Consider the following 26,234-nt stretch of genomic DNA (forward strand, 5'->3'; position numbering starts at 1 on the left):
CCCCTTCCCGGTGTCCCGGCAGTCCCGCCTGTCCGCCGTACGGTACGTGCTCACGGCCGGGACGTGGCAACTCTGGCACATCTTCCGGGCTGTCCGACGCGAGGGTCCGCGAAGGGTGTTTCCGTCCACGACCAGGGGAAAAGTCGCCTTTGGCAGACCTTCTGCCCGTCGCACGAATTGCCACTCTTCAGCGCGTTCGTACGGCTTGTTCGGTTCCCCTGGCCGTCGCGTGCGGCGGGGGTCACACGGTCGGGGGAGGTCCCTCGATCGGGCGACCCAGGACGCCGGGCCGGCGTTGCCACGGGTGCGGGCCCGTGGGCGGCCGGTAGGCGACGCCCAGGGCGTCGAGCCGGGCGTAGTGGGTGTGCATCCTCCGCTCGAAATCGGCGAAGTCCCGCTCCCCGGAGGCCGGGAGCCGTGACCAGGCGACCTCGGCGAAGGCGGCGAGCCTGGGGAACACCTGGTAGTCGACGCGGTCCTGGTTCTGCATGACCTCGGTCCAGACGTTGGCCTGGGTGCCCAGCACGTGTCCGGCGGCCTCCTCGGAGAGGCTCGGGGGCAGGGGCTCGAAGCGGTAGACATCCTCCAGGGTGCGGACGTAGCCGATGGGCATCGGCTCGTCGGGGCCGCCGTCCTGGCGGTAGTCCAGGTACACCTGTTGCAGGGGGCACATCACGACGTCGTGCCCGGCCTCGGCCGCGGCGATCCCGCCGGCGTACCCCTGCCACGACGTCACGGCCGCGCCCTCGGCGAGGCCGCCCTCCAGGATCTCGTCCCAGCCGATGAGGCGGCGGCCGCGGTCGGCGAGCCACCGGTCGAAGTGCCGGATGAACCAGGACTGGAGCTCGTCCTCGTCCTTCAGGCCGAGAGCGGCGATCCGGGCCTGCGCGGCGGGCGACTGCCTCCACTGGTCCTTGGGACACTCGTCGCCCCCGACGTGGATGAAGGGCGAGGTCTCGGCGGGGAACAGGTCGAGGAGTTCCTCGAAGACCCCCTCGAAGAAACGCAGGGTGGTGTCGGTGGGGGCGAGTACGTTCGGATTGACGCCCCAGGTGTCCCACACGGAAAGCGCGGAGGTGTCGACGACGTCGGTGTTGCCCAGTTCCGGATACGCGCTGATGGCCGCCTGCGAGTGGCCCGGGATGTCGATCTCGGGGACCACCCGGATATGCCGCTCGGCCGCGTACGCGACGATTTCGCGGATGTCGTCCTGCGTGTAGAAGCCCCCGTGCGGTGTCTCGTCCCAGAGTTCGGAGGCACGGTGGCCGTATTTGGTGCGTGCGCGCCACGCGCCGACCTCCGTGAGCCGGGGGTGGCGTTTGATCTCGACGCGCCAGCCCTGGTCGTCGGTGAGGTGGAAGTGGAAGACGTTCAGCTTGTGTGCGGCCAGCAGGTCGAGCATGCGCAGCACGCCGTCCTTCGGCGTGAAGTGCCGTGCCACGTCGAGCATCAGACCGCGCCAGGCGAAGCGGGGGCCGTCCTCGATCTCCGTGAACGGGATGCCCGGCTGAGCGCCGGTGCCGACGGGCGCGCGGCGGAAGGCCTCGGGGCCGAGGAGCTGACGCAGGGTCTGCGCACCCCAGAACACCCCGGCCGCGCTCCCTCCGGTGATCCGGACACCCCGGGTGGGCGTCACGTCCAGCCGGTAGCCCTCGGGCTCCAGGGAGGCGTCGATGCGCAGTTCGACGGTGTTCCCGCCGTCGCCCGCGCCGGGGGCGAGCGGCAGGGCGAACGCGGCACCGAGGGTGGCCCGGAGCCAGCGTTCGGCGGTACCGGTACCGGGCTGTGCGGTGATGGTGGTGGCCGCGTCCAGGAAGAATCCGCACCTGCCTGGGTCGCCGGGGTGTACGGGCGCCGGAATCAGGTCGTGCACGTCAGTCCTTAACCGCTCCGCCGAGTCCGGAGACCAGGCGTCGCTGTACGAGGACGAAGAAGACCAGGACGGGGACGGTCATCACCGTCGAGGCCGCCATGATCCCTCCCCAGTCGTTCTCGTCGGGTTTGAAGAAGACCAGCAGCGCCATGGGGAGCGTCGACTGGGAGGTGTCGCTGATGAGGAACGATTTCGCGAAGAGGAAGTCGTTCCAGGTCGATATGAAGGAGAAGACGCTGGTCGCCACGAGGCCGGGGAGGACGAGCGGGAAAAGGATCTGCCACAGGAAACGCGCACGGCTCGCACCGTCGATGTAGGCGGCCTCCTCCAGCGCCTCCGGGACGGCCTTGACGAAACCGCGCAGCATCCAGATCGCGAACGGCAGCGAGAAGGCGAGGTGCGGCAGGATCAGCGATCCGAGGGTGTTCAGCTGACCGAAGTCCCGCATCAGGAAGAACAGCGGAATGGTCAGCGCCTCGACCGGCACCATCTGCGCCACGAGGAACATGATCAGGAGCGTCGTGCGGAACCGGAAGCGGAACCGGGTCACGGCCGTCGCGGCGAGGAAGGCGATCAGCGCGGAGGCGATGACGACGGTGCCGGCGACGATCAGGCTGTTCAGGAAGTAACGGCCGAATTCCTGCTGTTCGAAGACGCGCCGGAACGAGTCGAGGGACGGCGCCAGGGTCCAGGGGCGCGCCTCGGTGGACTGGATCTCCCCCGCGGGCTTGAAGGCGGAGAGCACCATCCAGTACAGCGGGAAGGCCACGACGACGGCGATCAGCAGGGCCGCGGCCTCCGCCGCCAGCCTCCCGGGCCGGCGGACGCGCAGGAGCGTGCGTGTGCTCACAGTTCCTCCCCCTGGCGCCGCACCAGGCGCAGATAGACGAGCGTGACGGCCAGCAGGATCACGAGCATCACGACGCCGATCGCCGATCCGAGGCTGTACTGCGAGGAGGCGAACGCCTTCTGGTACGCGTACACGTTGAGCACCAGGTTCTGGCCGGCGATGCCGCCCCCGTTGGTCATGACGTAGATCTGCGTGAAGACCTTGAAGTCCCAGATGACCGACTGGATGGTGACGACGATCAGGATCGGCCGCAGCATCGGTGCCATGACCGACCGCCAGATCCGCCACTGCGAGGCGCCGTCCAGCGAGGCCGCTTCCAGCACCTCGGCGGGGATCGCGCGGATGCCCGCGTACACGGTCACCATCACGAACGGGAACGAGCACCAGAGCACTTCGAGGAGCACCAGGGCGAAGGCGCTGTAGCGGCCGTACGTCCAGGAGAAGTCGCCGAGCCCCAGCACCCTGTTGACCGGGCCGAAGTCCGGGTCGAAGAGGAACACCCAGACGGTCGAGCCGGTGATCGCCGGTGTCGCCCAGGCTCCGAGCGCGGCCATCATCAGCGCGAGCCGGGGCACGGCGCGGATCCGGGTCAGCAGGACCGCCAGGGCGCAGCCGACGAACAGGGTGGTGACCACGCAGGCCGTAGCGAAGAGCACGGTCGCGAGGAGCACCTGCCAGAACTGGCTGTCGCCGAAGAGCGTGGCGTAGTTGCCGAAGCCCTGGAAGGTGGTCGGTTCGCCGCCGCTGACCTGGGCCTGGGTGTACTCCAGGAAGGAGATCAGGCCCAGTTGGTAGATCGGGTAGACGAGGAGCCCGCCGAGCAGGACGAGCGCGGGCAACAGGTAGAGCCAGGGCGTCCAGCCGGAGCGCCGCGCGGGTGACGCGGGGCGGCGCCGGGGCGCGCGGGCCGGTGCCCCGCTCGCCCCGGCTCTTCCGGGGGCCTTGTGGAGGGTCGTGTCCGCCGTCATCGTCAGCCCGCTTCGGCGAACGCCGCGTCCATCTTCTTCGCCGCGTCGTCCGAGGCGGCGGCCACGTCCTTACGGCCGCTGACGATCTCCTGGAACATGGTCGGCAGGACCAGCGAGGCGTCGATCTGACCCCAGGCCGGGGAGGCCGGGACGAACTTGGCGCCCGCGCCGAGCGTGTCGACGAAGGGGCCGATGAAGGGCTCCTTCTCCGCGGCGCCGTCCAGCACGTCCGTGTACGTCGGCAGCCAGCCCATCGCGTCGAACATCTTCGCCTGGGTCTTCTTGCCGGTCAGCGACTTCATCAGGTCGACGGCGAGGGTGCGGTGCGCACTGCTCTTGAGGACGCCGATGTTGTTGCCGCCGGCGAAGGCCGGGGCGATCGAGTCCTTCTCCACCCCGGGCAGCGGCACGACGGCGTACTTGCCCTTCACCTTGCCCGCTTCGACGGCGGCGTGGCTGAAGTCGCCGCCGATCGCCATGGCCGCCTTGCCGGACGCGAAGGCGGTGACGGTCGCGTTGCCGCCCATGGCCGCGCACTTGGCGGCGGGGCAGTTGTCGTCGCCGAAGAGCGAGGTGTAGGCCTCGATGCCCTTGCGCGCCTTCTCGCTGTTGACGGCCGACGCGTAGGTCACCCCGGTCTCGTCGGCCAGTTCACCGCCGTGCGCCCAGATGAAGGGCATCGCGCCGTAGGTGTACGCGCCGCCGACCGCGAGGCCGTAGAGGTCCGGCTTCTCCCGGTGGATCTTCTTCGCGGTGGAGATCAGCTCGTCCTGGCTCTTCGGGGGCTCGATGCCGAGGTCCTCGAAGACGTCGGTCCGGTAGTACAGCGCCCGTACGCCGACGAAGAGCGGTGCCCCGTAGACCTGGCCGTCCACCGTCACGGACTGCTTGGCGGTCGGGTCGGTGTCCTTGGCCTCGTCCCAGGCCGCGAACTCCTTGCTGATGTCGGCCAGCCCGCCGTCCTTCACGTATCCGGCGGTGTCGGTGTTGCCGTACTCGATGAGGTCGGGGGCGCTCTTCGGGTCGTTGAAGGCGGCCTTGATGCGCTGGGCCCGGGTGTCGACGGGTATGTACTCGACCTCGACCTCGGCCCCTTCGTGGGCCTTCTCGAAGTCGACGACGGCGGCGTCGACGACCTTCTCCTTGGGCTTGTTGCCGACCTCCTGGAAGAGCCAGACGCGGAGCGTGCCGCTCTTCTTGTCGCCCTCGGCGCTGGTGTCGGAGGTCTGCGGCGCGCAGGCGGTGGCGGTGAGGCCGGCCAGCACAAGGGCCGCAGCCGGAGCGGCAATTCGGGCAGAAAGCTTCATCCGGGACCCCTACCGGTCAATCGTTGCATTCCATGCAACGTGCGTTTCGTTCTGCACAACTGGCAGGAGACTAGGGGTGCCTCCGCGCGCCGACAAGTGGTCTCTACCACTCTGTGACCACGTGGTGCAGCCCGTGCAACGCACACCTCGCCCGCCCCCGTCGTGCGTGGGGCGGGCGGACGGGCCTCCTGATGTGCGAACGGCACGCGGAGGGCACGGGACGCGCAGGGAGCGGCATGCGAACGGCCCCCGGGGCGCGCGTCGCCGCGCGCCCCGGGGGCCGGGGTCAGGTCCGAAAAAGAGATGAAGGGATAAGAGGCCGGGGTGGGCTACTTCTTGCCGCCGTCCTTGCCGCCCTTGCCCTTGTCCTTGTCGCCGCCGGCGCCCATGGACTCGTAGATCTCCTTGCACATGGGGCAGACCGGATACTTCTTGGGGTCGCGCCCCGGGACCCAGACCTTGCCGCACAGCGCCACCACGGGAGTGCCCTCCAGGGCGCTCGCCATGATCTTGTCCTTCTGGACGTAATGGGCGTAGCGCTCGTGGTCGCCGTCGCCGTTCGACACCTGCGGCGCCGGCTCCACGAGGGTCCCCGTACCTGCCCCGCGCTCGGGCTCAAGAGTGCTCATAACTGCCAAGCGTACTGAAAGCCCCGTGCATCAGTTCAGCGAAGGGTCGTCCGGATACGTCGCGATCATCGCCAGCTCACTGCGCTGCCGCCGCAGAACCGCACGCCAGAGGTTCTCCGGGCGGGGCGACGAGACGTCGCCGGGCTCCGACTCGACCACGTACCACGCGCCGTCGGTCAGCTCCGTCTCCAGTTGGCCGGGCCCCCAGCCCGCGTATCCGGCGAAGATCCGCAGCGAACCGAGCGCCGCGGCGAGCAGTTCCGGCGGGGTCTCCAGGTCGACCAGGCCGATCGCGCCGTGCACCCGGCGCCAGCCCAGGGGCCCCTCGTCCCCGGGGATCACGGCCACACCCAGCGCCGAGTCCAGAGAAACCGGACCGCCCCGGAAGACCACGTCCGGCTCACCGGTCAGACCGGCCCAGGACGCCAGGATGTCCCCGACGCCGACCGGGGTCGGGCGGTTCAGGACCACGCCGAGCGAGCCCTCCTCGTCATGGTCGAGGAGCAGCACCACCGCACGGTCGAAATTCGGGTCCGCAAGGGTGGGCGCGGCCACGAGCAGCCGTCCTGTGAGCGAGGACACCTCCGTCATGGCACAGATGATCCCGCATCTTCGCCCCCGGCGGGGACCAAGTGGCCCGCCCGTTCCCGGACGGCGCCCGTCCGCAGCTCAGGGCGCACGGACGCCGCACGGGCGCACGGGGAGCGCACACGCGCGGGGCCTCCGGAGGGCCCTCGTCGGCGGTGACCCTCCGCAAGACTCGGGCAGCAGAGCGTGTTGTGGCGTATTCATGACGTTCGTACAGCCCCCGGCGCCTTACGGAAGGGGGCCGGAAGCCCATTACCCTTTTGATGGCCCCCTGCCCGACCACTCCGGAACGCGAGATACATGACCGGCACAGACGATGTCCTGCTTGTCCACGGCGGCACCCCGCTGGAGGGCGAGATCCGCGTCCGAGGCGCCAAGAACCTGGTGCCGAAGGCAATGGTCGCCGCGCTGCTCGGCAGCGGGCCCAGTCGGCTCCGCAACGTGCCCGACATCCGCGATGTGCGGGTGGTCCGGGGGCTGCTGCAGCTGCACGGCGTGACCGTACGCCCCGGTGACGAGCCGGGCGAACTCATCCTCGACCCGTCGCACGTCGAGAGCGCGAACGTCGCCGACATCGACGCCCACGCGGGCTCGTCGCGCATCCCGATCCTCTTCTGCGGCCCGCTGCTGCACCGGCTGGGCCACGCCTTCATCCCGGGTCTCGGCGGCTGCGACATCGGCGGCCGGCCGATCGACTTCCACTTCGAGGTGCTCCGCCAGTTCGGCGCGACCATCGAGAAGCGGGCGGACGGCCAGTACCTGGAGGCCCCGCAGCGGCTGCGGGGCACGAAGATCCGGCTGCCGTACCCGTCGGTGGGCTCCACCGAGCAGGTGCTGCTGACCGCCGTCCTCGCCGAGGGCGTCACCGAGCTGTCCAACGCGGCCGTCGAGCCGGAGATCGAGGACCTCATCTGCGTACTGCAGAAGATGGGCGCGATCATCTCCATGGACACCGACCGGACCATCCGGATCACGGGTGTCGACAGGCTCGACGGTTACACCCACCGGGCGATCCCGGACCGCCTGGAGGCCGCCTCCTGGGCGTCCGCCGCGCTGGCGACCGAGGGCAACATCTACGTGCGCGGCGCCCAGCAGCGCTCGATGATGACGTTCCTCAACACCTTCCGCCGTGTCGGAGGCGCCTTCGAGATCGACGACGAGGGCATCCGCTTCTGGCACCCGGGCGGCGCGCTGAACGCCATCGCCCTGGAGACGGACGTGCACCCCGGTTTCCAGACCGACTGGCAGCAGCCGCTCGTGGTGGCCCTGACCCAGGCCGCCGGCCTCTCGATCGTCCACGAGACGGTCTACGAGTCCCGGCTCGGCTTCACCTCGGCGCTGAACCAGATGGGTGCGCACATCCAGCTCTACCGCGAGTGCCTCGGCGGCTCCGACTGCCGCTTCGGGCAGCGGAACTTCCTGCACTCGGCGGTCGTGTCCGGGCCGACGAAGCTCCAGGGCGCGGATCTGGTCATCCCCGACCTGCGCGGCGGGTTCTCGTACCTGATCGCCGCGCTGGCGGCCCAGGGCACGTCCCGGGTGCACGGCATCGACCTGATCAACCGTGGCTACGAGAACTTCATGGACAAGCTGGAGAAGCTCGGCGCCAAGGTCGAGCTGCCGGGCGGCTCACTCGTCTGAGGGACCTCCCGGCGCGCACAGTGCTGCCGCACACAGCATTGCGCACCCACGCACCACAGCCCGCCGCCCCGGCCCCTCACGAGGGACCGGGGCGGCGGGCTTTCCCGTGCGACCGGACGCCCGGCCACGGAACGCCTCGCCGTGAGCGCCCGGCCATGAACGCCTCGCCCTCAGCGCCCCGGCCACGATCTCGGTGCCGGGCGCCCGTCCCTCGTCCACGCGGGCGCCGCAGAACGCCCGTACAGGGCCGAACGCGACGCCCGGCTCCCCCCGGGCCCCACGCGCGGGCCCGGGGCCCGCAGCCCGCCTCACAGCGCCCGCACGGGCGGTGTGCGCGGGAGCGAAGGGTCCGGGACGGGGTTCCGGGTACGCCGAAGGGCGGCCGCCCCGGTCAGGACGGCCGCCCTTCTTGACGCCTTGGAGGCTTTACTTGCCCTTGGCGGCTTCCTTGAGCTTCGAGCCCGCGGAGACCTTCACGCTGTAGCCGGCCGGGATGTTGATCGGGTCGCCGGTCTGCGGGTTACGAGCGGTGCGAGCGGCACGGTGGGTGCGCTCGAAGGTCAGGAAGCCGGGGATGGTGACCTTCTCGTCGCCCTTGGCGACGATCTCGCCGACGGTCTCGGCGAGGGCGGCCAGAACGGCGTCGGCGTCCTTGCGGGTCACCTCGGCACGGTCGGCCAGGGCGGCCACCAGCTCACTGCGGTTCATGTTTGTACTCCCGTGTTCTTCTTGCCTGTGAGGCGTGAGATCGAAGCCGATGCTGCCAGGGCCCTCTGACAGTCCCCGGACCCGGGTCTGCTGTCAGACCCTCGCGCCCGAATACGCATCCTGCCCCCACCTGCGGCGCTAACGCCAATCCGGAACCCCTCGGCGTCACACGAAAAGCACCACCGCATGGCCGTGATGACGTTCCGTCGACTTGTTGGAGCGGTCCGCAGCGGATGCCGGGCCTGTGGGGCTCGCTGCCCGCCCACCCTAAAGGGGCGTTTGGGACGCCGCGACCCACGACGCGCCGTACGGACGGCCCGGACGTGAGCTGCGGCACCGTCCGCAGGAGCCGTGGCCGACCCCCGCGGACGGCGTGTGGTGGGGCCGTCCGGAGGGACGGTCCTACGCCGGGTCGCCCGCGGCCTCGGCCACCCCGGCCGCCTTCGCGGCCTCCCGGACGGCGCCCGCGACGGCACCCGCGACCTTGTCGTTGAAGACCGACGGGATGATGTAGTTCGCGTTCACCTCGTCCTCCGCGACGACGTCGGCGAGGGCGCGCGCGGCGGCGAGCATCATCTCCGTGTTGACGGTGCGCGACTGGGCGTCGAGCAGGCCGCGGAAGACGCCCGGGAAGACCAGGACGTTGTTGATCTGGTTCGGGAAGTCGGAGCGCCCGGTGGCGACGACGGCCGCCGTCTCGCGGGCGATCGCCGGGTCGACCTCGGGGTCCGGGTTCGCGAGAGCGAACACGATGGCGCCCTCCGCCATGGCCGCCACGTCGGCGCCGTCCAGGACGTTGGGGGCGGAGACACCGATGAAGACGTCGGAGCCGACGACGGCCTCCTTGAGGGTGCCGGTGTAGCCCTCGGGGTTGGTGTTGTCGGCGATCCAGCGCAGCGGGGAGTCCGGGGTGGCGTCCACCAGGTCCTCGCGGCCGGCGTGCACCACACCGTGGATGTCGGCGACGACCGCGTGCTTGACGCCCGCGGCGATGAGCAGCTTCAGGATGGCCGTACCGGCGGCCCCGGCACCGGACATGACGACCCGTACGTCACCGATCCCCTTGCCCACCACGCGCAGCGCGTTGGTCAGCGCGGCCAGGACGACGATCGCGGTGCCGTGCTGGTCGTCGTGGAAGACGGGGATGTCCAGGGCCTCGCGCAGCCGTGCCTCGATCTCGAAGCAGCGGGGGGCGGAGATGTCCTCCAGGTTGATGCCCGCGAAGCCCGGGGCGATCGCCTTGACGATCTCGACGATGGCGTCGGTGTCCTGGGTGTCCAGGCAGATCGGCCAGGCGTCGATGCCGGCGAAGCGCTTGAAGAGGGCCGCCTTGCCCTCCATCACGGGGAGCGAGGCCATCGGGCCGATGTTGCCGAGGCCGAGCACGGCCGAGCCGTCCGTGACCACCGCGACGGAGTTCCGCTTGATGGTCAGACGGCGGGCGTCCTCGGGGTTCTCGGCGATCGCCATGCAGACCCGCGCCACACCGGGGGTGTAGATCATCGAGAGGTCGTCACGGTTGCGGATGGGGTGCTTGGACGCCATCTCGATCTTGCCGCCGAGGTGCATCAGGAACGTACGGTCGGAGACCTTGCCGAGGACGACGCCCTCGATGTCGCGCAGTCCTTCGACGATCTCGTCCGCGTGCGAGGTGGAGGAAGCCGCGATCGTGACGTCGATCCGCAGCTTCTCGTGGCCGGAAGCGGTCACGTCGAGGCCGGTGACCGAGCCTCCGGAGGACTCCACGGCCGTGGTGAGCTGGGAGACCGCTGTGCCGCTCGCGGGCACCTCCAGCCTGACCGTCATCGAGTACGAGACGCTGGGCGCCGTTGCCATGGCCGAGTCCTTCGCTTTCCTGAGCTTCGTTGCCGCACGTGGCCGGGACAGAACCCCGCACGTGCGTTCCGATCGTCGCACCTACCGACCGGTAGCAGGTAATGACTGCCACCTTTCGGAAACTTTTTTCCACCATACGAGAAGTAGTCGTTCCACGTAACCCCGGACCGGCTGTGAAACCGGGGAGGCGGGCCGGGCGGGCAGGCCCGTGAACAGAAACAGACCCGCGTCACCAGCAGGTGACGCGGGTCTGTCTTCTTCACTTAGGTGGCACCGGCCCGCCATGCTCGCCTCGCGGCAAGTGGTCGCTCGTAGCGACGAAGGTTGGGCCCGGGGGCTTGGATCGAACCGGTGCCGACACCAGGCTAACAAAGACCCCGGAAAAGTGATTCCCGTGCGACGTGTTGACTCGCAGAAGTACGCCGCACGAGGGCACCGGCCCGCCCACTCTCAGTCCCTCAGCAGGTCCGGCACACCGTCCTCGTCCGGCATGTCACGCTCCCCGGAGACGACGGTGAGCTGCTGCGTCGCTCGGGTGAGTGCCACGTACAGCACCCGCAGTCCCGCCGGGGACTCGTCGGCGATCTCCGCGGGAGAGACGACCACCGTGGCGTCGTACTCCAGGCCCTTCGCCTCCAGACTGCCCAGGGCCACGACCCGCTCGCCGAGCTCCTCCAGCCAGGCGCGGGCCTCCGTGCGCCGGTTCATCGCGACGACCACACCGACGGTGCCGTCCACCTGTGCGAGCAGCCTGCGGGCCTCCTCGCGGACCGTCGAGGCGAGATCCCCGTCCCGCACGGTCTCGAAGCGCGGCTCGACGCCCGTCGAGCGGACAGCGGACGGGGACTCCATCCCCGGCATGGCCAGCGCCAGCACCTTCGCCGCAAGCGCGGCGATCTCCGCCGGGTTGCGATAGTTCACGGTGAGGGTGAACCGGCGCCGCGGCCGGTTGCCGAGCGCCTCGTCGCGGGCGGCAGCCGCCTCGTCCGGGTCGGACCACGAGGACTGCGCGGCGTCGCCGACGATCGTCCAGGTGGCGTGCCGGCCCCGGCGGCCGACCATCCGCCACTGCATCGGCGTCAGGTCCTGCGCCTCGTCGACGATGACGTGGGCGTACTCGGTGCGCTCCGCCGCCAGCCGCTCGGCCCGTTCGCGCTGTGTCTCCTCGCGCTGCGGCATCAGCTCCTCCAGCCCCGTGAGCTGGTCCAGCGGGTCCGCCTCCCGCCTCCGCTTGGGACGGGCGGGAGTGCCCAGGAGCGTCTGCAGCTCGTCCAGGAGGGCCACGTCGTGGACGGAGAGCGGTCCCTTGCCGTCCCCGTCCAGCCGTCTCAGCGAACGGGCGAGGCGGCGCACCTCGCCCTGGTTGAGGATCCGGCGCGCCCACCGGTTCAGCCGCCGCTCGTCGGAGAGCGCGGCCAGCACCTGGCGAGGGGTGAGTTCCGGCCACCAGGCGTTCAGGAAGGTGAGGAACGGGGTCTCGGTGGACACGTCCTCGTCGAACGAGGAGCGCAGCTCCGCGACCAGCTCGGGGTCGGTGTAGCGGCCTCTGCCCGAGGACTTGTTCCACAGGGCGTCCAGGAGCAGTTTGCGGGCGCGCGGACGCAGCATGTTGACGGGTGCCGTGCCGCCGAGGACGTTGTGCCGGATCCGCCGGAGCTCGTCCGCCTCGAGTTCGACACGGGCGCCGAAGGCCACCACCCTCAGCCGGGTGGGGGTGCCCGTCTCCGCCGGGGCCTCGCCGAACTCCAGCTGCCCCTCCTGCGGGGCGGGCCTGGCCGCGGGCTGCTCCAGCGCCCCGCGGGCGGCCTTGCGCAGCACGTGGAGCATCCGGGACGAGCCCTTGATCCGGGCGACGGCGGGCTCGTCGTACGTGGTCGCCCCCTCCACCCCCGAGGCCTCGTCGGAGAGCGAGCCGACGGCGCGGATCGCGACCTGGCCCTCCTCGCCGAGCGAGGGCAGCACCCCTTCGGTGTACGCGACGAGGAGCGGCGTCGGCGAGACGACGAGGATGCCGCCCGAGTACCGCCGCCGGTCCTGGTAGAGCAGGTACGCGGCCCGGTGCAGGGCCACCGCCGTCTTCCCCGTGCCGGGACCGCCGGAGACCTCGGTGACCGAGGCGGCGGGGGCACGGATCACCAGGTCCTGCTCCGCCTGGATCGACGAGACGATGTCCCGCATGGTGTGGCTGCGGGCCTGGCCCAGTGCGGCCATCAGGGCGCCGTCGCCGATGACGGGCAGCTTCTCGCCGCCCAGGGAGGCGGTCAGCTCCGGACGCATGAGGTCGTCCTCGACGCCGAGGACCTTGCGGCCCTTGGAGCGGATGACCCTGCGGCGTACGACCCTGCCGGGCTCCTTCGGCGTCGAGCGGTAGAACGGCGCGGCGGCCGGAGCACGCCAGTCGATCACCAGCGGCGCGTAGTCGGAGTCGAGTACTCCTATGCGGCCGATGTGGAGTGTCTCCGCGATCTCGGCGGTGCTGTCCTCCCCCACGGCGTCGTCGGCCGCCTCCACGGAGGTGAAGGCGCCGTCCGGGCCGCGTTCGCCGTCCTTGCCCCGCAGCAGGTCGATCCGCCCGAAGAGAAAGTCCTCGAACTCGTTGTTCAGCCGATTGAGGTGGACCCCGGCCCGGAAGACCTGGGCGTCCCGTTCGGCGAGCGCCCCGGGGGTGCCTACCTGGCCCCGTTTACTGGCGTCCTGCATGAGAAATTCCGCCTCGTCGATCTTCTCTTCGAGACGGTGGTAGACCCGGTCCAGATGTGTTTGTTCGACACCGATCTCCCGGTCCCGCAACGAATCGACAGCGGCATCATGCGCGGCCACCGAGGCCCCCTTCTGACGTGCATCAAGCAGCCGTCAACCGTACGCGAAAGGGGGCCCCGAGCGCACCTGCCGCCCGGGTCGCGTTTACGCGTCGATCTCCACGAGCCGCTCGCCGTCGAAGGTGCGGACCTCGAAGTGGTCGATGTCCCCGCGCGCCATCGCCGCCCCGCCGTGCACGTAGAGCGGGCGTGCCGCACCCGCGTGGGTGGAACCCTCGATCCCGTATCCCCATTTCGGCACGGACCAGGAGGTGACGACCTCCTCCTCGCCGCTCCTGGACACGGCGACGAGGCTGCACTTCTGCGGCCCCTTGACGTTCTTCAGCTCCAGGACCGTGTGCGTGCCCCAGGCCTTGGGTTCCATGCCGACCGTGGCGTCGACCCGGGTGACGGGGTCGGTCGCCCGCACCTTCTCCGGCATGTGGTGGAAGAAGGCGTCCTCGGCGGGGCTCGTGGGATGGGGGTCGGCCGCCTCGACCTGCCGGCCCGGGTCGTCGCCGGCCGTGGCGGTGACCGCGACCACCGGGCCGCCGATCACGAGGACCGCCGCCGCGGCGATCAGGAAGCGGGCGCGCCTGCGACGCTGCGAACGCTTCCGGGCGACCTCGTCGACGAGACCGTCCAGCAGCCGCGGCGCGGGGCGCTCCGGCACGTGCGGGACGGGGCGCGCTCCGGGGACGGCCGCCGGGGACTCCGCGAGCATGGCCAGCATGGGCTCCATACCGGCGAATTCGTCGAGATGGGCGGCGCAGAGGGGGCACCCGGCCAGATGGGCCTCGAAGGCGCTCGCCTCGGCGTCGTCGAGGATGCCCAGGACGTAGGCGCCGGCGGCGTCGTGTCCGGAGCCCTCCGCGGGGAAGCCGAAGAGACCGTCCGGCCCGGTGGGTCCCGACGGGCCCGACGGTCCGCGGGGACCGGCCGGCCGGGGGCCGAAGGGCTGCCAATCGCCGTTGCTCATGCCGTGATCCCCCTCTCCTCGAGTGCGAGCTTCATGGACCGGAGTGCGTAGAACACCCGGGACCGCACGGTCCCGCTGGGTATGCCGAGCACCTCGGCGGCCTCGTTGACCGTACGTCCCCTGAAGTAGGTCTCGACCAATGCTTCCCGGTGGGCGGGGGTCAAATCGTCGAGGGCGTCCGAGAGGGTCATCAGCCACAGCGCCTTGTCTATCTCGTCCTCCGCGGGGATGACCTCCAGCGGCGACGGATCGACTTCGCGCGGCCGGGCCTGCCGGCTGCGGTGGCCGTCGATGACGATGCGCCGGGCGACCGTCACCAGCCAGGGTCGGACGGAGCCGGTGGCCCGGTTGAGCGAACCGGCGTTCTTCCAGGCACGGATGAGCGTCTCCTGCACCACGTCCTCGGCCCGCTGGCGGTCGCCCGCGACGAGACGCAGGACGTAGGCCAGCAGCGGGCCCGCGTGTTCACGGTAGAGCGCCCGCATCAGCTCCTCGTCGGGAACGTCCGAGGGAGAGCGGGGCGGTCCACCGCGATGTCGAGCCCTGTGCGGACGGTCATCGGCCACGGCCGCATCCTTGCGCACCCGAACCTCCCGGTCGAGACCCTGTCGAGCTCTGTGGCCATCGGTACGGAGGTGGACGCCGGTTCATTCAACGAGCGCGCAACTTTCTTTCACGGGTGAGGATTTGGGACCGTTCGTGACGGTCACGACCGCACGGCCCTGACGCGGCGCCGGTGGCGTGCCACCCGTTCGCGGTTGCCGCAGACCTCGCTGGAGCACCAGCGGCGGCGCCGCCCCCGCGAGGTGTCCAGGTAGAGCCGCCGGCAGGCGTCCCCCTCGCACCGGCGCAGCCCGGCCCGCGCCACCGGGTCCGTCAGCAGGTCCACGGCGTCCCGGGCCACCGCGGCGAGCAGGGCCCCGCACTCCGGATCGGCACTCAGCGTCCGTACGAGCACCCCGCCTTCGGCCCGCACGGCCCGCAGGCCCGGCGGGGCTCCCGCCGCGAGCGCGTTGACCCGGTCCAGGGCGTCGTCGGCCCTGCCGCCGGCCAGCTGCGCCGTCATCAGCCCGTCGACGCATGTACGCAACTGCCGGAAGCGGGCCACCCAGGAGTCGTCGACGGCCGTCAGCGGCGTCCCGCACGGCACCAGGCGCGAGGCCACCAGCCACGCGGCGAGAAGCGCGGGGGTGCCGAGCCGCTCGCACGCGCCGGAGGCCTCCGCCCCTGTCGCCACCAGGTCCAGGCAGAGGCGACCGGAGTCGAACCGCCGGACGTACGCACCGGTGCCCGCCGTCATGAGCCCGTCACCGCCTCAGGGGTCGCCCAGGGGGAAGCCACCCCCAGAGTGCCCCCATCCGTCCCGGCCCGGTACCCCTCCGGCCGGCCCGGGACACCGCCGTACCGTGTCCGCATGATCGACGACGAGACGGTGACGCTGACAGCCGGACCACTGCTCCTGCGCCCTTGGCGGCGGGACGACATACCGGCGCTGCTCGCGGCCTACGACGACCCGGCCATGCGTCGGTGGCTGCGGACGCAGGTCCCCGACGCCGGAGCGGCGGAACGCTGGATGACGGTCCAGGACGAGGGGTGGGTGTCCGGCCGCCGGCTCAGCTTCGCCGTGACCGACACGGACCGGGAGGGGGAGCTCGTCGGCAATCTCGCGCTGAACCGCGTTCCGGGCGCCGGGAGCGCCGAGGCCGGCTACTGGACGGCGGTGTCGGCGCGCGGCCGTGGTGTGGCGCCGCGGGCTCTCGGCGCGCTCACCGACTGGGCGTTCGCCACGTTCGCCGAGGACGGCCTCCGGAGGCTTGACCTGTTCCACACGCTGGGCAACGAGGCGTCCTGCCGGGTCGCCGAGAAGTCCGGCTTCGCACTGACCGAGGTCGTCCCCGCCCGGCCCCCGCGCCGTCCGTCGGCCGGCCACCGGCACTCCCGGCAGGCGCCGTTCAGCCCTGTGGAGGGCCGTCGTGCAGGATCCGCTGGAACATGTGGTGGTCCTGCCACGCGCCGTTGATGTGGAGGTAGCGCGGCGCCGTGCCGTACCGCTCGAAGCCGCACTTGGTCAGGACGCGCTGCGAGGCGATGTTGTCCAGGACCGTGCCGGCGGCGATCCGGTGCAGTCCGAGGCCGTCCCGTGCCACTGCGCAGACCCGGGTGAGGGCGGCCGTGGCCAGGCCGCGACCCGCCCGGTCGACGTCGATCCAGTAGCCGAGCCGGGCGTTGCGGAAGGCCCCGCGTTCGATGGAGGCCAGCGTCATGGCCCCCACGACCCGGTCCTCGTCGTCGACCAGCGCCCACGGCATCGCACGGCCCGCGTCCCGGTCGGCCAGCAGCCCGGTGAGCCGCTGGGCCTGCCCCTCGGGCGTGTAGAAGGCCTCGGGGCGCACGGGCTCCCACCGCCGCGTGTACGCACGGCTGCGGGTCATCGTGACGGCGAAGGACTCCGCGTCGTCGAGGGTCACCGGCCTGAGCCCGACCCCGTCGGTCAGGGGATGGAAGTCGTTGATCATCCCCGCACGCTAGCCCCCGCGTCAGGCGTCGTCGTACTTGGTGTCCGCGGCGGGGTCCAGCGCCAGCCGGTAGCCGCGCTTGACGACCGTCTGGATCAGCCGGGGTGCCCCGAGCGCCGTGCGCAGCCGGGCCATCGCCGTCTCCACGGCGTGCTCGTCGGTGCCGCTGCCGGGCAGCGCCCGCAGCAGGTCCGCGCGGGCGACCACCCAGCCCGGCTTCCGGGCCAGCGTGTGCAGCAGGGCCATGCCGGCCGGCGGCACGGAGCGCAGGGCGCCGTCGACCAGCACGGCGTGCCCGCGGATCTCGACGGTGTGACCGGCGACGGGCAGCGTGCGGGCGCGCGCGGGCAGTTGGGCGCAGAGCACCTGGACGAGCGGGCCCAGCCGGAAGCGCTCCGGCTGGACGGTGTCGATGCCCTTGGCCTGCAGGGGCAGGGCGGTGACCGGTCCCACGCAGGCGGTGACGACGTCGTGGCTCAGGGCCGACAGGACCTCCGGGAGGATGCCGCGGGCCTCCGCGCGGTTCAGGTAGGAGGCCGCGGCGGGAGCACTGGTGAAGGTGAGGGCGTCCAGACCGCGGGCGACCGTGACGTCGAGCATGCGGTCGAGCGGGGCGATGTCCTCCGGGGGCATCCACCGGTACACGGGCACGCCGACGACCTCGGCACCCGCCGCCCGGAGCGACTCGACGAAACCGGGCAGCGGTTCGCCGTGCAGCTGGAGGGCGACGCGGCGGCCCGACACGCCCTCGTCCAGCAGCCGGTCCAGGACCTCGGCCATCGACTCGGACTGCGGCGACCACTCCTCGGTGAGCCCGGCCGCGCGGATGGCGCCCTTGACCTTGGGTCCACGGGCGAGCAGTTCCGTGCCGCGGAGCAGATCGAGGAGCTCGTCGCCGATGCCCCAGCCGTCGGTGGCCTCCACCCAGCCCCTGAAACCGATGGCGGTCGTGGCGATCACGACGTCGGGAGGCGTGTCGATCAGTTCCTTGGTCGCGGCCAGGAGTTCGCTGTCGTCCGCGAGCGGCACGATCCGCAGGGCGGGCGCGTGCATGACCGAGGCGCCCCTGCGCGTGAGGAGCGTCCCCAGCTCCTCCGCGCGACGGGCTGCGGTCACCCCGACCGTGAAGCCCGCCAGGGGCCCGTGCTGTGCGTCGTCGTCGTGCATGGCGTGATACCCGGCTCTCGTCCCGCTGTTGCTCGATGATGCGGAGGACCGAGACTGTCAACACTGCGTGACAGTCTCGGTTCTCCTGTATTTCCCGCCCGTTACGTCCTGCGACGCGCTGTGGTCATCCTCACACCTCGGCGTAGCTGAGCTGGGGCTTCGCGGCCACCGCCTCGGTACGGCGAAGGTATACCGCCCACGTGAGGGTGAAGCAGACCGCGTAGAAGCCGAGGAAGCACCAGAAGGCGGCCGTCCCGGCGCCCGAGGTCGCGAAGGACTGGCGGAACGCCAGGTTGATCGCGAGGCCGCCCAGCGCCCCGATCGCCCCGATGAGCCCCATGGCCGCACCGGAGAGCCGTCGCCCGTGGGCCGCGGCCCCCTCGGCGCTCAGGCCCTTGGCGATCCCCTGGGCGTGGAAGATGCCCGGGATCATCTTGAAGGTGGACCCGTTGCCCAGTCCCGACAGCACGAACAGGGCGATGAAGCCGAGCAGGAACACCGTGAGCGACTCGATGCCGGAGGCGTAGACGACGACCCCGGTCGCGGCGGCCATGCCCGCGAAGTTCCACAGGGTGATCCGCGCGCCGCCGAAGCGGTCGGCCAGCAGGCCGCCGACGGGCCGGATCAGGGAGCCGAGCAGCGGGCCGATGAAGGTGAGCGAGGCCGCCTGCAGCGGGGTACGCCCGAACTGCGTCTGCAGGACGAGTCCGAAGGCGAAGCTGTAGCCGATGAAGGAGCCGAAGGTGCCGATGTAGAGCACCGCCATGATCCAGGTGTGCGGCTCCCGCACCGCCTGGAGCGCCGCCCCGGTGTCGTTCTGGACGGGCCTGAGGTTGTCCATGCGGAGCGCGGCGCCGAGCGCGGCCACGACGATCAGCGGGATGTACACCCCGAGCACGATCCGCGGGTTCGCCGCGCCGGCCGTGCCGATCACCAGGAGGCCGATGAGCTGGACGACGGGGACGCCGATGTTCCCGCCGCCGGCGTTGAGCCCGAGCGCCCAGCCCTTCTTGCGCAGCGGGAAGAAGGCGTTGATGTTCGTCATCGACGAGGCGAAGTTGCCGCCTCCGATGCCGGTGAGCGCGGCGACGACGATGAACGTCGTGTACGAGGTGCCGGGCTCCATCACCCAGAAGGCGGCGCCGGTCGGCACCAGGAGCGACAGGGCGCTGAAGATCGTCCAGTTGCGCCCGCCGAACAGGGCGACCGCGAAGGTGTACGGCACCCGGACGAGGGCGCCGACCAGGGTGGCCGTGGAGATGAGGAAGAACTTCCCGGCCGGGTCGACGCCGTACTCGGGCCCCATGAACAGCACCATGACGGACCACAGGGACCAGATCGAGAAGCCGATGTGCTCGGAGAGCACGGAGAACCACAGGTTCCGCCGGGCGACCTTCTCGCCCTTCTCCCGCCAGAAGGCCTCGTCCTCCGGGTCCCACTGCTCGATCCAACGACCGGCCATCACGCGCCTCCACAGGGGTCGGGGTGTTGTCCTGCCGACGCTAGGGAGTCCGCGTTTCGGTGCGGTGCCGTGAGGTGACCGGTGCGCAACCTTGCTCTCACTCGGCCGAAGGGGGTGCGGTGAGCCGGGCCCGCCGCACCCCCGTCGCGTCGGCCGGTCTCAGGCCCGGCGCTTCCGGCCCGCCCCGTTGGGCCAGAGGCGCGGCCGGCGCTTGGCGGCGACGTCCTCGACCCAGCCGAACGCCAGAATCGCGAGCCCTGTCAGCGGCCAGATCGCGAGGAAGACCAGCACCTCGTACGACTTCTCCATGTACGTGCCGAACGCGTCGCCGAACCAGGGGATGGACCAGAGCTCGTCCACGAGGTGCGCGGCGGCCATGAGCAGCAGGTTGTGCCACAGGTAGATCGTCACGGCCCTGTTGTTGGCCAGCGTGACCAGGCCGTCCCAGCCTGCGAGCCTGCCGGGGAGCTTCTGCCAGGACGGTGCGTAGACGAGCAGGATCGCGCAGAAGCCGAGGGACCAGGTGGCCTGGGCGAGCGGGATCTCGTCGAGGTTCCAGCCCTCCTCGGTGAGGTGGCCGGACGCCCACCACAGGCCGAAGCCCATGACGATCGCGGCCGACGACACCGCCAGGTAGCGCGGTATCCGCTTCAGCAGTCCGTCGTGGTGCGCGAAGCCCAGGATCCAGCAGGAGCCGAACACCGCGAAGTCGACCAGCCCTTCACCGAGGGTGCCGGGGACGGTCACGAGCCCGGTCCCGATCACGGCGGTGAGGGCGAGCGGGGCGAGCAGCGTGACCCAGGGCAGCTTGCGGAACGCCTTGAGCAGCAGGGGCGAGGCGAGCACGAACCAGAGGTAGGCCCGGATGTACCAGAGCGGTCCCGCCGCCTGGTCCGCCCAGCTCAGCTCCAGCCAGCCTCCGGTGGAGCCGCTCTCCTCGGGGTACGGAGGGGAGCCGAGCGGGAGGACGTAGCTGCCGAGCTTGATGAACCACCACAGCCCCTCCTCCCGGACGGGCTTCCAGCTCAGCGCGAGCATCACCGGCACGACGACGAGGGAGAACGCCCACATCGGCGGGAGCAGCCTCCGCAGGCGGCCGCGGATGACGCTCAGGGCCGGCCGGGACAGCGAGCGGGCCATCAGCGATCCGGCCAGGGCGAACATCACGCCCATGGACGGGAACAGGATGGTCAGCCAGGCCCAGCCGAAGAGGTGGAAGGCGACGACGCGGACGAGGGCGACGGCCCTGAGCAGGTCGAGGTAGCGGTCCCGGCCCGGCCTCGCCGGGGGCGCGGGGACGTCGGCGGACGTGTCCGGACCGGTGCCCCGCCGCTCCGGGTGCGCCGCCGGAGCGGGGACGGTGGCGGTGACGACGGGGGCCTGCTCCGGGCGTCCCGACGGGGCGGGGTAGCCGGAGGCGGGCGCGTGCGGAGCGGTGTACGTGGCGCCGGCGTGCGCCGGGCGGGGGCCACCGCCCTGCGGGGGCGACGGCGTCCATGCGGCGTCGGCGGACGGCCAGGCGCCGTGGTCGGATCCGGAGCCGTTGTCGTGTCCGGCGCCGTGGTCGCGTCCGGCGCCGTTCTGGCTCGGCCGGTCGGGATAGGTCATGCCACCGGCCTCCGGTCCGTTTCCTTGCGGCGGTTCTGTGTGCCGCCCGGCGCCTCCACCACGCCGGTGCGCCGCAGCTTCTGCCAGCGCAGTCGGCCGCCGGTGAGAGCGGTGATCCAGGACTGGAGCAGCACGACGTACATCAGCTGCCGGTAGAGGACCTGCTGGAGCGGCAGGGAGATCAGGTGGGTCATGCGCTCCCGGTCGAGCCGGAAGGCGTACGCGGCGCAGACGGCCTGCACCAGGAGGACGCCGAACCAGGCCGCGACCGTCTTCCCCGTCGGGCCGAAGACCAGTCCGTACAGGAGGAAGACGTCGATGAGGGGCGCCAGCAGCGGGGCGACGACCATGAACAGGGAGACGAACGGCAGGCCCACCCGTCCGAAGCGGCCCGAGGGCCCCCGCTCGACGACCGCGCGGCGGTGCTTCCAGACGGCCTGCATCGTGCCGTACGACCAGCGGTAGCGCTGCGACCACAGCTGCTGCACGGACTCGGGTGCCTCGGTCCAGGCCCTGGCGTTCTCCGCGTAGACGACGCGCCAGCCGTCGCGGTGCAGCGCCATGGTGACGTCGGTGTCCTCGGCGAGGGTGTCCTCGCTCATGCCGCCGATCCGGTCCAGCCCGTCCCGCCGGAAGGCGCCGACCGCACCGGGGATGGTGGGCATGCAGCCCAGGAGGTCGTACATCCTGCGGTCGAGGTTGAAGCCCATCACGTACTCGATGTGCTGCCAGGCGCCGATCAGCGAGTCACGGTTGCCGACCTTGGCGTTGCCCGCGACCGCTCCGACCCGGGGGTCGGCGAACGGCTGGACGAGCTCGCGCACGGTGGAGGGTTCGAAGACCGTGTCGCCGTCCATCATCACGACGATGTCGTGACGGGCGTGCGCGATGCCGTTGTTGAGCGCGGCGGGCTTGCCCGCGTTGCGTTGGCGAACGACCCGGACGTTCGGGATCCTCATCGCCTCGACGAGGTCGGCCGTGCCGTCCGTCGAGCCGTCGTCGATGACGATGACCTCGATCGGGTAGTCGCTGGCCACGAGCGAGCGCACGGTGGCCTCGATGCACTCGCGCTCGTTGTAGGCGGGCACCAGGACCGACACCGGGCGGGTGAAGGGCTCACCCCAGCTGAAGTTCCTCCGGCGCACCTTCCTGGCGTGCAGGAAGGAGAGCAGCAGCATCAGTCCGAAGCGCACCATCACCAGGACACCGATGACCGCGAGCCCGACCACCAGGACACCGGTGACGTTCTCGGAGATCTTCACCGCCCCTATGAACGCCTTGCCCTTCCAGAGCGCGAACCCGGTGACCGGGGTGTGCGCGCTGGGGGCGCCGAGCGCCGAGGTCAGGTTGGTGAACTCGTAACCCCGCTCCTGCATCTGCGGGAGGAACTCCCCCAGCGCGGACACGGTCTGGGACCGGTCACCACCGGAGTCGTGCATCAGGATGACGGCGCCCTTGCCCTGCTTCGGCGTGGCGCGCTCGATGATCGCGGGCACGCCGGGGCGCTTCCAGTCCTCACTGTCGGTGTTGTTCACGACGGTGAGGTAGCCGCGGCTGCCGATGTACTGCGTGACCGGCCAGGACTTGTTGTCCATCGCGTCGGAGAACGAGGAGTAAGGGGGGCGGAACAGGGACGTACGGATGCCGGCCGCGCCCGCCAGCACCAGCTGGTTCTGGGAGAGCTCCCAGTCGATGCGGTCGGTGGACTGGAACGAGAGGTCGGGGTGGTTGAAGGTGTGCAGTCCGACCTCGTGTCCCTCGTCCACCATCCGCTGCACCAGGTCCGGGTAGCGCGAGGCCATGGTGCCGGTGACGAAGAAGACGCCGTGCGCGTGGTACTTCGCGAGCTCGTCCAGGACGCGCGGGGTCCAGACCGGGTCGGGGCCGTCGTCGAAGGTCAGGACGATCTTGCGGTCGGGTATCCGGAGCGCCTCGGCGTCCTCCCCCGCCGTACGGGCGTCGATGACCGGACCTCCGTCGAGGACGTCCTCCGGCACCTGGGTGGTGGCGGCCGGTGCCTGGATCCGGTGGTCGGCGAGGATCTCGCTGTGCACGTATCCGCGCAGCATGAGCATGGCGAGCAGGGCCACGAGAAGGAGCGACGGGAGCAGATAGCGCATGGGAAGCCTGCGCCGGAGGGTCCGCTTCTTCTTCCGGTTGTGCCTGCCCCTCGAAACGGGGGTTGTCATCTACTGAGTGCCTTCTTGTGGTTGCGCCGGAGACTCCGAGGGGTCCGGAGACGTCGGCGGGCTCTCCTCGACGGGCGGCTCCGGGCTGGTGGACACCGTCGGCTCACCGGTCGGCGCCGTGGAGGCCGAATGGCCCGGGACGACGGGCGCTGAAGAGGTGTCCTCCCGGGGAGGCCTGACGGACGCGGAGGCCGAGGCGCTCGGTCCGGGCGCGGCCGGAGCCGACGCGGACGCGCCGTCCGACGGCGTCGCCGAGGCGGATCCGGAGTCCGAGGCGGAGGCACCGGGCGTGGCCCCGGGGCTCCGGGACACGACGTCGTCGCTCGGGGCGGGCCGCACCTCGACCTCTTCCGCGTGCTTCTCGTCCTGTCCGGAGAGGGGCAGCCAGGGGGCGGCGGAGTTCCCGCCGAGCACCGCGACCACGAGCGTCACCGCGTACACGGCGCAGATCGTGGCGAGCACCCAGCCCACACGCCGGTACGTCTTGCTGCGGCGGCCGCTCTCGTCGACGAACACGGGCCCGTCGGACGGGTCCGGAGAGCTGGGTTCCGCAGGTAATTCGGAGAGTTGACGGCCCAGCCCGTCGAGTTGGACGGTCACGTCGTTCGGCTCATGAGTGTGCCCGGTTCGGGTACCTTCGCGCCAATTTTCCACAGGTGTTCGCACTTCCCCCACTGAATGGAACAGGTGCGCGAGAAATGGCTGGAATCTTGCCATCGAACCGGAGCCCCCACCCCGTCCACGCGTCACCTGCCACCGTGCACCCGAGACACCGAATGTAGCGCACAGCGGCGACGGCCAGGGGCGGATATCACTTGTTGTTCATGAATGGTCACGCATGAGTGATGCATCGATCTCAGGCAACCACGAGGCGGGTGATCGCACCATCCACCCTTCCGCCACGGCAAGTTGCCTGATCGCGGCCCGCAGCGCGGCCAGTCCGGGGTGCCCCGATCCCTTCCGCCACACCATCAGCAGCGGGGAGAGCGGCACCGGGCGCACGAGCGGGCGCAGCACCGTTCCCGGCAGCGGCGGGAAACCGGCGACGGCCAGTACGGGGTTCCCTGTTTTCGCCATGACCCGTTGAAATTCGGCCACTCCGACAGCGAGCGGCGCAGGTGGCGCCAGGACGATGTCCCATTCGGCGAAAAGTACGGTCGCAAGATCCGTCCACTCGGCCGTGCGCGCATTACCGGCACCGGCGTAGACGGTCTCACCGGTGAGCTCGCTCATGGCGACCGTCTCACGCCCTGCCAGAGGATGATCGTCCGGCAGGAGGACGGCCATCGGCTCGTACCGCACCGGCTGCACGGAGAGACGGGCGAGCACCGCAGGATCGAGACCGGCCGCCCTCCCGAAGGATACGTCGAGCCGCCCCGCGAGCACTTCGCCCGCCGCCCAGGTCAGTCCGCTCTCGAAGCGCGCCATCAGCTCGCACTCCGGCGCGAGCTCCCGCGCGCGGGCGAGCACCCGGGCCGCCGTCATCCCGTCGGTGTTGAGATCGACGAGCAGGGGGCGGTCCGCCGGGTCCGTGAAGGCGGCGGACAGCGCGGCGTGCGCGTCGAGCACCCGGCGGGCGTGGGGCAGCAGACGTTCCCCGTCCGCGGTGAGCGACACCTGCCGCGTGGTGCGGACGAAGAGACCGCTCCCCAGCTCGCGCTCCAGCCGGCGGATGTCCCGGCTCAGGGCCTGCTGGGCGACGTAGAGCCGGGCGGCGGCGCGGGTGAAGTGCAGTTCCTCGGCCACGGCGAGGAACGCGCGGAGGAGCCGGGGATCGATGTCGGGGACGGCCACGCGCCCAACTTACAACGCAGGTGCGTGAATGCGCTCCGATCAGGTGTTGGACGCCGTGGAGGCCCCGGCCCGAAGGTGAACGCGTGTCCCACGAAACCGCCGCGACGGCCGGCCCTCCGGCCTCCCCGCCCCATCCGTACCTCCGGCTGCTGGCCACCCCCGGCGCACGCGCCTTCACCGCGGGGAACCTGCTCGCCAGGCTGCCCATGGGAATGTTCAGCGTCAGCGCCGTCATCATGATCGCCGGGGCGCACGGCTCGTACGCCCTTGCCGGTGCCGTCACCGCCACCGGACTGGCCGCGACCGCCGTGGTCGCTCCCTGGACGGCACGCCTCGTCGACCGGTACGGCCAGGCCAGGATCGCGGTCCCCGCCACCGCCGTCGCGGTGACCGGCTCGCTGGCCCTGGTGCTCTGCGTGCACCACGACGCACCGGTCTGGACGCTCTTCGCCGCCTACGCCGCGACGGCCACCACACCCAACACCGGCGGCATGTCGCGGGCCCGCTGGGCCCATCTGCACCAGGGCGACCCGGCGGCCCTGCACACCGCGAACTCCTTCGAACAGGCCGCCGACGAGCTCTGCTTCATGCTCGGACCGGTGCTCGCCGCCTCCCTCTGCGAAGCGCTCTTCCCCGAGGCGGGCACTCTCACCGGCGCCATCCTGCTGATGACCGGCGTCCTGGTCTTCGCCGCGCAGCGCGCGACGGAGCCCCCGGTGGCACCCCGCACCCGGGCCGCCTCACCGCTGCGCACCCCCGGCGTCCCCGCCCTGCTCGCCGTCTTCCTCGCTACGGGCGCGGTCTTCGGCGCCATGGAGGTCGTCTCGATCGCCCATGCCGGAGGCGCGATCCTCGCACTCCAGGCCGGCGGCTCCTGCGTGGCCGGGCTGCTGTACGGCTCCCTGCGCCCGGCCGCGCGCGTCGGACGCAGGCTGATGCTCTGCCTGGCGGGGATGACCGCGCTGATGTCGCTCCCCCTGACCGCCGCGGCCACGACGGGCTCCCTGCCCGTCCTCGCGGGCTGCCTGCTGCTGGCGGGGGCGGCCACCGCGCCCACCATGGTCACGGGCATGACCCTGATCCAGCGGCTGACCCCGCGGGCCCAGCTCAACGAGGGCATGACGCTCGCCGTCACCGCGCTGCTGGGCGGCATAGCGGCGGGGTCGGCGGTGGGCGGCTGGACGGTGGAGCGCTCCGGGACGGTGACCGGTTACGCCGTACCGATGTGCGCGGCGGCCCTCGCCCTGGCCGTGGCGGCGGTCGGGACGCGCAGAGCCTGAGCCCGGTGGGGCACACGGACGAGGCCCCGGTGGAACGGGAC

Annotated in this window: 22 protein-coding genes; 3 read left to right on the plus strand and 19 right to left on the minus strand. The window is 71.2% G+C overall.

The genetic code is table 11. From position 1 onward, the window contains the following. Positions 1–241: 241 nt before the first annotated feature. From OG488_RS14620 to OG488_RS14645, 6 genes are all read right to left on the minus strand, one after another. On the minus strand, positions 242–1,873 hold the full coding sequence (locus tag OG488_RS14620) for a beta-N-acetylhexosaminidase (protein ID WP_329229439.1): 1,632 nt from the start codon (positions 1,871–1,873) through the stop codon (positions 242–244). 1 nt (position 1,874) lies between these two features. After that, on the minus strand, positions 1,875–2,723 hold the full coding sequence (locus OG488_RS14625; RefSeq protein WP_329229440.1) for a carbohydrate ABC transporter permease: 849 nt from the start codon (positions 2,721–2,723) through the stop codon (positions 1,875–1,877). After that, a complete protein-coding gene (locus tag OG488_RS14630) occupies positions 2,720–3,691 on the minus strand; it encodes a carbohydrate ABC transporter permease (RefSeq protein WP_329229442.1) in 972 nt (323 codons plus the stop codon). Before OG488_RS14630 ends, OG488_RS14625 begins: the two co-directional genes overlap by 4 nt. 2 nt (positions 3,692–3,693) lie before the next feature. Beyond that, entirely contained in the window at positions 3,694–4,998 is a 1,305-nt protein-coding gene (locus tag OG488_RS14635; protein ID WP_329229444.1) for an extracellular solute-binding protein, read from the minus strand. Between the two features lie 329 nt (positions 4,999–5,327). After that, positions 5,328–5,627: a DUF3039 domain-containing protein gene (locus OG488_RS14640; RefSeq protein WP_079099505.1), complete on the minus strand. Its 300-nt coding sequence runs from the start codon at positions 5,625–5,627 to the stop codon at positions 5,328–5,330. Between the two features lie 30 nt (positions 5,628–5,657). After that, positions 5,658–6,218, minus strand: a complete 561-nt coding sequence (locus tag OG488_RS14645) for a YqgE/AlgH family protein (protein ID WP_329229447.1) — start codon at positions 6,216–6,218, stop codon at positions 5,658–5,660. 297 nt (positions 6,219–6,515) lie between these two features. On the opposite strand from OG488_RS14645, the gene murA reads away from it, so the two are divergent. Beyond that, positions 6,516–7,856, plus strand: a complete 1,341-nt coding sequence (murA, locus tag OG488_RS14650) for a UDP-N-acetylglucosamine 1-carboxyvinyltransferase (protein WP_014155976.1) — start codon at positions 6,516–6,518, stop codon at positions 7,854–7,856. A gap of 426 nt (positions 7,857–8,282) precedes the next feature. Here the strand turns inward: murA and OG488_RS14655 are convergent, their stop codons facing one another. The 6 genes from OG488_RS14655 to OG488_RS14680 all read right to left on the minus strand — a co-directional run bounded on the left by OG488_RS14655 (position 8,283) and on the right by OG488_RS14680 (position 15,477). Continuing rightward, positions 8,283–8,564: an HU family DNA-binding protein gene (locus tag OG488_RS14655; protein ID WP_003968811.1), complete on the minus strand. Its 282-nt coding sequence runs from the start codon at positions 8,562–8,564 to the stop codon at positions 8,283–8,285. Between the two features lie 402 nt (positions 8,565–8,966). Continuing rightward, positions 8,967–10,400: an NAD-dependent malic enzyme gene (locus tag OG488_RS14660; RefSeq protein WP_329229449.1), complete on the minus strand. Its 1,434-nt coding sequence runs from the start codon at positions 10,398–10,400 to the stop codon at positions 8,967–8,969. A 450-nt stretch (positions 10,401–10,850) separates the two neighbouring features. Then, positions 10,851–13,220, minus strand: coding sequence for a HelD family protein (locus OG488_RS14665; RefSeq protein ID WP_329229451.1), 2,370 nt, complete (start codon positions 13,218–13,220; stop codon positions 10,851–10,853). Between the two features lie 84 nt (positions 13,221–13,304). After that, positions 13,305–14,177 (minus strand): anti-sigma factor family protein, encoded by an 873-nt coding sequence (locus OG488_RS14670; RefSeq protein ID WP_329229453.1) that lies wholly within the window; start codon positions 14,175–14,177, stop codon positions 13,305–13,307. Next, entirely contained in the window at positions 14,174–14,761 is a 588-nt protein-coding gene (locus OG488_RS14675) for a sigma-70 family RNA polymerase sigma factor (protein ID WP_329229454.1), read from the minus strand. Before OG488_RS14675 ends, OG488_RS14670 begins: the two co-directional genes overlap by 4 nt. A 122-nt stretch (positions 14,762–14,883) precedes the next feature. Further along, positions 14,884–15,477, minus strand: a complete 594-nt coding sequence (locus OG488_RS14680) for a CGNR zinc finger domain-containing protein (RefSeq protein ID WP_329229455.1) — start codon at positions 15,475–15,477, stop codon at positions 14,884–14,886. Positions 15,478–15,591: 114 nt separating this feature from the next. Here OG488_RS14680 and OG488_RS14685 point away from each other — a divergent pair, with 114 nt between their 5' ends. After that, positions 15,592–16,197 (plus strand): GNAT family N-acetyltransferase, encoded by a 606-nt coding sequence (locus tag OG488_RS14685; RefSeq protein ID WP_329229457.1) that lies wholly within the window; start codon positions 15,592–15,594, stop codon positions 16,195–16,197. Here the strand turns inward: OG488_RS14685 and OG488_RS14690 are convergent. The 7 genes from OG488_RS14690 to OG488_RS14720 form a co-directional block, all read right to left on the minus strand. Continuing rightward, complete coding sequence (locus OG488_RS14690; protein ID WP_329229459.1) at positions 16,130–16,693, minus strand: GNAT family N-acetyltransferase; 564 nt, start codon at positions 16,691–16,693, stop codon at positions 16,130–16,132. The genes OG488_RS14685 and OG488_RS14690 overlap by 68 nt on opposite strands. 21 nt (positions 16,694–16,714) lie before the next feature. Next, the gene (locus OG488_RS14695) at positions 16,715–17,860 is read right to left on the minus strand and encodes a uroporphyrinogen-III synthase (RefSeq protein WP_329229460.1); all 1,146 of its coding nucleotides are present in this window, start codon (positions 17,858–17,860) and stop codon (positions 16,715–16,717) included. A 130-nt stretch (positions 17,861–17,990) separates the two neighbouring features. Continuing rightward, positions 17,991–19,322 (minus strand): nitrate/nitrite transporter, encoded by a 1,332-nt coding sequence (locus OG488_RS14700; RefSeq protein WP_329229462.1) that lies wholly within the window; start codon positions 19,320–19,322, stop codon positions 17,991–17,993. Positions 19,323–19,481: 159 nt separating this feature from the next. Next, a complete protein-coding gene (locus OG488_RS14705; RefSeq protein ID WP_329229463.1) occupies positions 19,482–20,930 on the minus strand; it encodes an acyltransferase family protein in 1,449 nt (482 codons plus the stop codon). Continuing rightward, the gene (locus OG488_RS14710) at positions 20,927–23,050 is read right to left on the minus strand and encodes a glycosyltransferase (protein ID WP_406466288.1); all 2,124 of its coding nucleotides are present in this window, start codon (positions 23,048–23,050) and stop codon (positions 20,927–20,929) included. Before OG488_RS14710 ends, OG488_RS14705 begins: the two co-directional genes overlap by 4 nt. A gap of 69 nt (positions 23,051–23,119) precedes the next feature. Next, a complete protein-coding gene (locus OG488_RS14715) occupies positions 23,120–23,635 on the minus strand; it encodes a hypothetical protein (RefSeq protein ID WP_329229467.1) in 516 nt (171 codons plus the stop codon). A 306-nt stretch (positions 23,636–23,941) separates the two neighbouring features. Beyond that, entirely contained in the window at positions 23,942–24,913 is a 972-nt protein-coding gene (locus tag OG488_RS14720) for a LysR family transcriptional regulator (protein ID WP_329229469.1), read from the minus strand. Between the two features lie 83 nt (positions 24,914–24,996). Between OG488_RS14720 and OG488_RS14725 the strand changes: the two genes are divergently transcribed. Continuing rightward, complete coding sequence (locus OG488_RS14725) at positions 24,997–26,193, plus strand: MFS transporter (protein WP_329229471.1); 1,197 nt, start codon at positions 24,997–24,999, stop codon at positions 26,191–26,193. The last annotated feature ends 41 nt before the right edge of the window (positions 26,194–26,234 follow it).

Source organism: Streptomyces sp. NBC_01460 (assembly GCF_036227405.1).
GTDB lineage: Bacteria > Actinomycetota > Actinomycetes > Streptomycetales > Streptomycetaceae > Streptomyces.

Bases quoted from the DNA above. Each gene is read 5' to 3' on its own strand.
- OG488_RS14655 (WP_003968811.1), bottom strand. From the start codon at position 8,564: ATGAACCGCAGTGAGCTGGTGGCCGCCCTGGCCGACCGTGCCGAGGTG.
- OG488_RS14660 (WP_329229449.1), bottom strand. From the start codon at position 10,400: ATGGCAACGGCGCCCAGCGTCTCGTACTCGATGACGGTCAGGCTGGAG.
- OG488_RS14680 (WP_329229455.1), bottom strand. From the start codon at position 15,477: ATGACGGCGGGCACCGGTGCGTACGTCCGGCGGTTCGACTCCGGTCGC.
- OG488_RS14635 (WP_329229444.1), bottom strand. From the start codon at position 4,998: ATGAAGCTTTCTGCCCGAATTGCCGCTCCGGCTGCGGCCCTTGTGCTG.
- OG488_RS14645 (WP_329229447.1), bottom strand. From the start codon at position 6,218: ATGACGGAGGTGTCCTCGCTCACAGGACGGCTGCTCGTGGCCGCGCCC.
- OG488_RS14685 (WP_329229457.1), top strand. From the start codon at position 15,592: ATGATCGACGACGAGACGGTGACGCTGACAGCCGGACCACTGCTCCTG.
- OG488_RS14695 (WP_329229460.1), bottom strand. From the start codon at position 17,860: ATGCACGACGACGACGCACAGCACGGGCCCCTGGCGGGCTTCACGGTC.
- OG488_RS14690 (WP_329229459.1), bottom strand. From the start codon at position 16,693: ATGATCAACGACTTCCATCCCCTGACCGACGGGGTCGGGCTCAGGCCG.
- OG488_RS14630 (WP_329229442.1), bottom strand. From the start codon at position 3,691: ATGACGGCGGACACGACCCTCCACAAGGCCCCCGGAAGAGCCGGGGCG.
- OG488_RS14670 (WP_329229453.1), bottom strand. From the start codon at position 14,177: ATGAGCAACGGCGATTGGCAGCCCTTCGGCCCCCGGCCGGCCGGTCCC.
- OG488_RS14700 (WP_329229462.1), bottom strand. From the start codon at position 19,322: ATGGCCGGTCGTTGGATCGAGCAGTGGGACCCGGAGGACGAGGCCTTC.
- OG488_RS14705 (WP_329229463.1), bottom strand. From the start codon at position 20,930: ATGACCTATCCCGACCGGCCGAGCCAGAACGGCGCCGGACGCGACCAC.
- OG488_RS14640 (WP_079099505.1), bottom strand. From the start codon at position 5,627: ATGAGCACTCTTGAGCCCGAGCGCGGGGCAGGTACGGGGACCCTCGTG.
- murA (WP_014155976.1), top strand. From the start codon at position 6,516: ATGACCGGCACAGACGATGTCCTGCTTGTCCACGGCGGCACCCCGCTG.
- OG488_RS14710 (WP_406466288.1), bottom strand. From the start codon at position 23,050: ATGCGCTATCTGCTCCCGTCGCTCCTTCTCGTGGCCCTGCTCGCCATG.